General features: G+C 59.6%; 7 protein-coding genes. 2 read left to right on the plus strand and 5 right to left on the minus strand.

Going from position 1 to position 7800, the window contains the following annotated elements:
- Window positions 1-4: 4 nt before the first annotated feature.
- The 5 genes from AC0L3L_RS21320 to AC0L3L_RS21340 form a co-directional block, all read right to left on the minus strand.
- On the minus strand, window positions 5-838 hold the full coding sequence (locus AC0L3L_RS21320) for a hypothetical protein (RefSeq protein WP_473639019.1): 834 nt from the start codon (window positions 836-838) through the stop codon (window positions 5-7).
- Window positions 839-1229: 391 nt separating this feature from the next.
- Window positions 1230-2402, minus strand: a complete 1173-nt coding sequence (locus AC0L3L_RS21325; protein WP_473639020.1) for a glycosyltransferase family 9 protein — start codon at window positions 2400-2402, stop codon at window positions 1230-1232.
- Entirely contained in the window at window positions 2392-3579 is a 1188-nt protein-coding gene (locus AC0L3L_RS21330; RefSeq protein WP_473639021.1) for a glycosyltransferase family 9 protein, read from the minus strand. The genes AC0L3L_RS21325 and AC0L3L_RS21330 overlap by 11 nt, the downstream gene beginning before the upstream one ends.
- An 8-nt stretch (window positions 3580-3587) precedes the next feature.
- Window positions 3588-4766 (minus strand): glycosyltransferase family 9 protein, encoded by a 1179-nt coding sequence (locus tag AC0L3L_RS21335; protein WP_473639022.1) that lies wholly within the window; start codon window positions 4764-4766, stop codon window positions 3588-3590.
- 6 nt (window positions 4767-4772) lie between these two features.
- Complete coding sequence (locus AC0L3L_RS21340; RefSeq protein ID WP_473639023.1) at window positions 4773-6578, minus strand: ABC transporter ATP-binding protein; 1806 nt, start codon at window positions 6576-6578, stop codon at window positions 4773-4775.
- A gap of 147 nt (window positions 6579-6725) precedes the next feature.
- Here AC0L3L_RS21340 and AC0L3L_RS21345 point away from each other — a divergent pair, with 147 nt between their 5' ends.
- Window positions 6726-7175, plus strand: coding sequence for a hypothetical protein (locus AC0L3L_RS21345; protein WP_473484810.1), 450 nt, complete (start codon window positions 6726-6728; stop codon window positions 7173-7175).
- A gap of 141 nt (window positions 7176-7316) precedes the next feature.
- Window positions 7317-7724, plus strand: coding sequence for a GSCFA domain-containing protein (locus AC0L3L_RS21350; RefSeq protein ID WP_473639028.1), 408 nt, complete (start codon window positions 7317-7319; stop codon window positions 7722-7724).
- Window positions 7725-7800 lie beyond the last annotated feature (76 nt).

Genomic DNA, 7800 nt, shown 5'->3' on the forward strand with positions numbered 1-7800 from the left:
CAGATCAGCGATTGTAAATATCGATTAAGGCATTGGCGATCCGTTGCGAAGCCGGCACCTTTGGATCAATCGACAGATTGGCATTGAGGAAGTCCCGGCTTTGCTCAAAATAAATCGGCCTTGACCTGACCGCAGCGCGGATATCCTCGACAAGGTCATGCTCCGACAATGTTGGTTTGAAAGCGCCCATAGGCCTGTCGAACTCGACCATGGCCGAAACCAGCGGAAACAGCACCACCGGAATGCCGCAGGCGATTGCTTCGTAAACAGTGGTGCTTGGGCGCGTTACGAGCGCCAGAGCGTCCGGGAGCAACTGTGCGAAATCCAGGGTCGATTTGTTCGGCATATCGACTTTTGCGAACATCGTGGGGTGGACGCTAACGACATAGGCAAGGCCGAGTTTCGCGCATGCGGCTGTCACGGCTTCAATCGCTTGGCGATCTGCGGGCTCTTCGATATCCCCCTTGAAGTTGACCAGCACAAAAAGCCCTTCATCGTGCCTGGCGCCAGCGCTTCCGACGGCACGCTCAATGACCGGCGAGCCGACAACGTATGTCGGCTGTCGTCTTTGCTGCAGCGCCGCTGGTCCCATCGACAGGATGTAGTCGGCTCTCACAAATCGATGCGGCTGCAGCAGTCGCGCACCTCCGATCAGGCCGACCACACGGACCATGCCGAAGTTGATGGAGTCGATGAATCGCCTAAAGAATTGCGGCGCATAGTCATTTCCAGTCACCAGAATGTCGCCGGGTCTGATCATCCGCTCGAGCTCGGCAAAGCCGATATGCGATATTCCCCGGGCGTTGAGTTCAGGTCGCGCTACGCCGCCGCGTTTCAATCCATCGAGATGCGCGAACACGCAGCGGATGCCGCGGTCACCCAGAATTTCTGCCGCGTCAGCCAGCAGCCGAACATTGTTGCGGTTGTGTGGGACGAAGTAGACAGTCCTCGTCGCTGCCCTGCCGCGAGCGTAGATACGCCCGCGCTTGAACAGATTTCCTGGATGCGCAAGCCGGTACGCCGCGAGGAGCCGCTGCACAAAGCCTTCGCTGACAGGAGAAGCCGCCTTGGTTCTCGACCTACCCAAAGATATGCATCGCCTCTATCCGTGAAATTCAGAACGGCCGCCCGCCGGGTAGTTTACAATGCTCTCGCCGTCAAGAAAGACGCTTGACTACTTCGCCGGTTGTGACCTGCCTGGCACACTTGCGATGGCTTCCGTGATGGATTCAACCAGCGCTGATGAGTGAGCCCATGTGGTTTTGTGCGTCTTCCATCACCGCGGCCCAGGGCCTTTCCCGTTTCGAGACCAGCACTGCGGAAGGATAGTAGGGTGTGCGATCGCCCTCGACCGGCCAGGAACGTTTGAACCCATCGCCAAGAATGAAGACCGACGGGATGCCGAGCGCGCCGGCCAGATGCGCCCCGGTATTGCTGATGGTTACCACAGCGTCCATCGCGGCAACCTGCGCCGCGAAAAGATCCATATCGACGAGTTGGTCGATTGATCCGTCGTGGAGAATACGCGCGGGCTCGCCATCGGTCAGGATCTTCAGGTCGGACGCGACCTGGCCATATTGCAGCGAAACGAACCGGAGGTCCGGACGGCTGATAAGCCCGCGCCATGCCGTAAGTGGCGGCAGGTCCTTGCCAGGATTGGAGCTGCCCCATGCGACGCCGACCAGCGGCCGGTCATCCTTCCGATAACGGGCGCGAAGTTCAGCGACCCGCGCCGGATCCGGCTTCAGGGGGACGAAATGCTCCCGGATCGTGGTCTCATCTGTCTCGAACACGGCCGTCAGATGCTGAACGCCCGCAAAGGCTTGGGCCTCGCCATAGGCGGCCTTGTTCCCCGGACCGACAGCTCGCACATCGGCGGCGGGAAATGTCCGCTGAAAGAGCGGCACCAACCGGTGCTCGACCAGGACGATCAAACGAGCGGCCCGGGCGAGCGCACGGCCGACGGAACTCGCATGATGGATCGCGGTGGCCAGACCCTGCTTTTCGGTCTCCATCAGATCGACGAGCAGGACCTGGTCAGAGATATCCTGGCCGAGCCATTCGCCGTTGACGCGGCCTTCAACGATGTGGCGCCGGGCGATTTTGAGCTCGGCCGCCGGGCCGTAGGCGCCCATCCGCATCAGCGCCTTGCTAAGCTCGTCGAGCAGGCGAACCTCGCCCCGCGACTTCGCAATCGCCCCTAGGGCCAGGGCTTTCGGCAGTGCGGCCGACCAATCGCGCGCCTCGATGCTTCGCCGATAATCCGCCATCTGATCGGCAATGTCGCCATCACGCCAGCGCAGGAAAAGCTGCCGCCGGTGGCGACGGAACCAGACCTTGTACTTATAGCCTGCAAGCGCGACACCGCGGCGGAACCGGCGAAGGAGTTGGCTACCGGCCATCACCAGCTCCACCGATGATTTGCGTAACCCGTCCACCTGCTTCCTGCATTGCGGACGCCCATGCCTCGCCGCCCTTTCGAACCAGTCGAACGCTTGGATATGTGGCTACCGTCTCGCCGAAGGCAGGCCACGACAGCCGAAACCCATCGTCGAGCATGATGACAGTCGGAACGCCAAGCGCTCCCGCCAGATTGGCGCCGGTGTTGCTGATCGTCACCACCGCATCGAGCGCCGCGATTTGCGCGGCAAAGCGGTCCATATCCGACAACTGGTCGACGGAAGCGTCATGGATGATGCGTCCCGGCGCCCAGCGTTCGAATTCGGCGAGCGCTGGCCCGACATCGCCATACTGCATACTGATGATGCGTCCCGGCAGATCGCCGAGCAGCGCCCGCCAATCGTCCAGAGCCGGCAGGTCCTTGCCCTTGTTCAGGCTTCCCCAGGCGAAGCCGATCAGAGGACCCGGGCCACGATCGAGATAGGTGCTGCGTAGCTCGGCGACCAGTCGGCGGTCCGGCTCCAACGGGAGGAAGGGCGCGCGTGCTGTCGGCTCATCCGGCCAGAAGTGCTTCGCCAGTGTCTCGAAGCAGGCGAAGACGTCGGCGTCCGTCGCCGCCACCTCCCCTTCTCCTTCTAGCCTGACATCGAGCCCAGGATATGTTCTGCGATAAAGTGGCGCGAGTCGCGGCTCGACGAAGACGGTGCATCGGTCGGCAGTTGCGACCACCGGCCCAAGCAGCGACGCGAACTGGAAGAAGATTGCAAGATCGCCCTCGCGCCGCTCGACGGCAAGCCTGCGACCCGCAAGATCACTGCCATCCCATTCGGGCCGGCCGGGCACTTGCTTGCTCGACGCGATCAACTGCCAGGCACGATTCCCAGCGCCAAGACGTCTCAGTCCACGCCCGGCTTTTTTGACAAGCCCGGGATCGCCAAGCTGCTCACCGAGCAGGCCGAGTGCCAGCGCATGTTCCCGGGCCGCCTGCCAGTCACGCCGCTCGACATTCTGCGCCATCTGGCTCATATGCCGTTCGACGCTTTCGTCAGTATGGCGCGAGGGACGCCTGAAAAACTTCTTCGCCCGATCGAGAACCTTCTGCAGCCGCTTGCCGTCAACACCTTGCGGGCGCAGGTCGGCGGCTTTTGCCTTCTCAAGGATGGATCGTCTGTTCGGCACGGCGACCCTCAACTATCGCTAGACTGCGTCGAAGGCGCCGTCAAAATCGACTCGAGCCGCCGGCCGACGTCGTCGAGCACCATCGGCCACGCACGCCCTTCCTTGCGCATGACGACGCCGTTCGGATACCAGGGCGTTCGATCGCCAATCACTGGCCACGCTGTCTGAAACTTGTCGTCGATCAGGAAAATGGTCGGAACACCGAGTGCTCCGGACAGATGGGCCGCCGTATTGCTGATCGTTACGACGGCATCGAGCGCGGCGATCTGCGCGGCGAAACGGTCCATATCGAGCATCTGGTCGACACTGTCATCATAGATAAGCCGCGCGTCATTGCCGTTGCGCAGGCGCCGCAGCGCCGGCTTGATCTGTCCGTACTGGAGGGAAACGAATGTCGCATGTGTCTGGGCGATGAACCGTGCCCATTCGGGGAAATCAGGCACCTCCTTGGTGTGTGATTTGCTGCCCCAGGACAGACCCACCAGTGGCAGATCCGTCATCGAGCGATAGCGCTTGCGGAATGTCTCGACGAGTTCAGGATCTACCCGCAGCGGCACGAAATCGGCGGCAAGTCTTTCGGCATCGCGGCCGAAAACCCAGGCGAGATTTTCGAAGGTCGCAAATTTGTCGCCAACGACATTCTGCTGCGCTGGAACCACGGTCGCATTCGGGAACGTCCGCTGCACAAGCGATACGAGGCGCGGCTCGACCCGAATTGTCGCGCTTTGCGCACATCCAGCGGCGGCGCCGGCCAGTCGCGCATGGCGGATAACCCGGCCAAGACTGCGAGGATCATCCTCTACAAGATCGATCAGCAGTGTATCCGCACCGAGGTCTTCTCCGGTCCACTCATTGGCACCTTCCCCTTTTCGTTGCCGGCGAGCGGAAAGCCGAAGCTCGGCCGCCCGCGCGAACTTGCCCAGCCGTTCGAACGCCTGGCCTGCCTTCTGCATCAGCTCAGGGTCACGGGCACGATCGGCCATGATGGCCATTTCATTGGTACTTGCTTCAAGCCCTGTCCAGTCCCGGCGCGCGATCAGCGCGTCGACCTTGGCCTGCTGGTCAAGAACGGAACGAGGTTTGGAGCCGGTAAACAGTCTGCGCACGGCCTTTGTGTATCGGCGCAACTGCAGGCCCAATCCACCAATCACGTACCGGATGTAGGAACCGTGGTAAAAACTGGTCATCGGCCTTCAGCGCGATACGCTCTGCCGCAGCGTTTTGCCGCCTTCGACGATCGGAGCGGACGCTTCCAGATGGAAGATCGAGCGATAGATTTCGCTGCGCTCGGCAAGCTCGTCGTGAGTCCCGGAGTCTGAGAGCATGCCAGCGTCAAATACCAGAATACGATCGGCCGCCTTGATGGTTGAAAGCCTGTGCGCAATGCAGATCACCGTGCGCTGAAATGCATCGTCGAACGCAGCCTCCATGACCGCCCGTTCGTTTTCGCCGTCGAGCGCGGATGTTGCTTCATCGTAGACAATCACCGGAGCATTTTTGAGCAGGGCGCGCGCGATGGCAACGCGTTGTTTCTGCCCGCCCGATAGATTGGTACCGCTCGGCCCGACAAGCGTGTCGAGCCCGTTTTCCAGGTTAGAGGCAAAGTTGGTGACCCGGGCGAGGTCCGCCGCGGACTCGATCTCCCGATCGCTGGCGTTCGGGCGTCCGTCACGAATGTTGTCACGGATCGAGCCTTCGAACAGGAAGACGTCCTGTGACACCAGTGCGATATTGTCGCGAACGTCGGCCAGGCTGATCTTCGAAATATCCTTTCCGTCGAGAAGAATCCTGCCCCTGTCCGGCTCCATCAGGCGCAGGATCAGATTGACGATGGTTGTCTTGCCGGCGCCGGAGCGGCCGACGATCGCCAGCTTCTCACGAGGTCGCACCTCGAAGGAAACACCGTGCAGCGCCGGGCTGTTGCCGCCATAGGTGAAGGCGACATCTTCAAAACGGATGCTGCCCTCGACATCGGTGAGATGCTCGCCCGCGGTTGCGAGTTGTCGCTGTTCGGGGGTATCGATCAAATCATACATCTGCTCGACGGCCACCATTTGCTTCTGGATGTCGACATTGACCCGAGCGAGCCGCTTGACGGGCTCGTAGGCAAGCATAAAGGCGGTTATGAAGCCCATGAATTCGCCCGGCGTCTTGCCGTTGCCGAGGGTCTGCCAACTGGCATACATAACGAAAAGGCCGATGATGAAACCGCCGCCGGTCTCCATCAATGGACTCATCAACGCCGATGTCCGGTTGATCTGGATGCCGCGCCTTTCCATCTTGCCGACGGCCTTGGCGAAGCTGGCGGCTGCCTTGTCTTCGAGTTGGAAGGACTTGATCGTGCGGATGCCTTCGACGGCTTCCGTGCCGATCGACTGGACCAGTGCAGCCAACTCCGTCTCACCCCTTGCCAGCGCCTTGAGCTTCCTGGTTATGGCGCCCACCGATAGGAACAGCAGCGGTAGAACCGTCACGGATATCAGCGACATCACCGGATCCTGCTTGACCATGACGCTTGCCAGGGCAATCAGCTTGAGCACATCGGAGACAGAGCTGCTCGTGAGGGTGAGAATAACGGCGGCCCCGGCGCGCGCGTTGAACATGATCTTGGAGACGAATTTCGCCGGATGCTGGTTGGCGAACCGGCCGATGTCGAAACGCACCATTCGGGAAAACTGCCGATTTTGAAGGTCCGAAACGATAGCCCGGCGAATCTTCCCCGTCGTAATAGTCTGGCAGTAGTCAGCGATCCCTTTGATCAGGAAAATGCCGATAATCACAAGGCTGATACCCCATGCGGCGGCAGCGTTCCGATCCACATAAATGGTATTGACCATGACACTCATGATCCAAGCCGTTGCGCCGGTCGCCGCCGCAGCGGCGATCGAACACAGCAAACCTGTCACATACAGCGTCTTATGCGGTGGCAGGTTTTCGACGATCAGGCGCTTGACCGGCGGATACGTCAGGGCCGCTGAAATTCGTTTCTTTGCACTCATTCCGTTTCCCGATGCGATGTATCGTTTTTGTGACGACCCTCGCTCCTGCCGATCCATGAAATTCTCTCGACGCTGTCACACATGCGCCAAACTGGTACCTGACGTCTGACTTCGTTCGAAGTTATAGTCAATCTTGAATCCTCCTGATTGCGGCTGGCGACGAAGCGGACTAAATGTCGGGCATTGCTGTCGGCGGCCGGCTATGAAGATCATGGAGCTGTTGTGACATTACCAGAGCGAGTTCGACGAAAGTACCTTCGGCTCCGCCACCAACTTGGATACATTAAACCTATCCGTTTGATGGCATCGAACAAATCAACCACGAAGTATGACGACTTTGTCAGTTCGGGCGCCATTACAATCCGCAAAACCTCAATATTCACTTCTGACGACATATTCTTCACGATGGGGAGTTGCTTCGCGCAGGAAATTCGACGTGCATTGACAAGCAGGCAGATCGCATGCGTTCCGTCTTATAAAAATATCAGCTTCGACCCGGCACAGGCCATTGTAGATGAGCTGCCTCGGCAGGAGCATATGAACTTCTACAACACCTTCACGGTTCGGCTTCAGATCGAGCAAATGCTCGGGTTGTAGGATCAGGCCCATGACGACTGGTGGCAGGTCAAGAAACGTGCTCCTTGGGGCCCAATCTGCTTTCAGGACCCGTACCGCCGCGGCATCTTCGCCAAATCTCCGCAAGTTCTCAGAGAGGTGATCGAGAGCATGAACCGAGAGATGCGGGTTGGCTTCGATGCAGCCACGGCATTCATATTCACTTTCGGAATGACTGAGGTCTTCATCAACAAGGCCAGTGGCAAAATAGCAGCACAGAAACCGCTCTATCGTGGCGGAGGCGGGATGCAGGAAACGACGCTTCACGTCAGCAGCTTTCAGGAAAACTACGCCAACGTGATGGCCACCGTGGACATGGTCCGTCAACACAAACCCGATGCACCGATAATTCTTACAGTCTCACCGGTTGCGTTGGCTCGGACGTTTCAGGACGCGGATATCGTCACCGCGAGCACTGAAGGCAAATCCGTTCTTCGGGCTGTGCTTGGTCAAGTCTGCCGGGAACGGGACAATGTCCATTACCTTCCCTCGTTCGAGTTTGTCACCTATGGAGGCCTTGCTCGTAGCTAGTCGGCTGTGAAGAACGTCGATTTCGCTGACGGCGGTTGCGATCAGGGCCGGAAAGACGGGGCTGGCAAATGGGCGC

The organism is Mesorhizobium sp. WSM4849, assembly GCF_055811385.1.

Coding starts and splice junctions, on each gene's coding strand:
- AC0L3L_RS21325 (WP_473639020.1), bottom strand. CDS start 2,402: ATGGCCGGTAGCCAACTCCTTCGCCGGTTCCGCCGCGGTGTCGCGCTT.
- AC0L3L_RS21335 (WP_473639022.1), bottom strand. CDS start 4,766: ATGACCAGTTTTTACCACGGTTCCTACATCCGGTACGTGATTGGTGGA.
- AC0L3L_RS21340 (WP_473639023.1), bottom strand. CDS start 6,578: ATGAGTGCAAAGAAACGAATTTCAGCGGCCCTGACGTATCCGCCGGTC.
- AC0L3L_RS21350 (WP_473639028.1), top strand. CDS start 7,317: ATGCGGGTTGGCTTCGATGCAGCCACGGCATTCATATTCACTTTCGGA.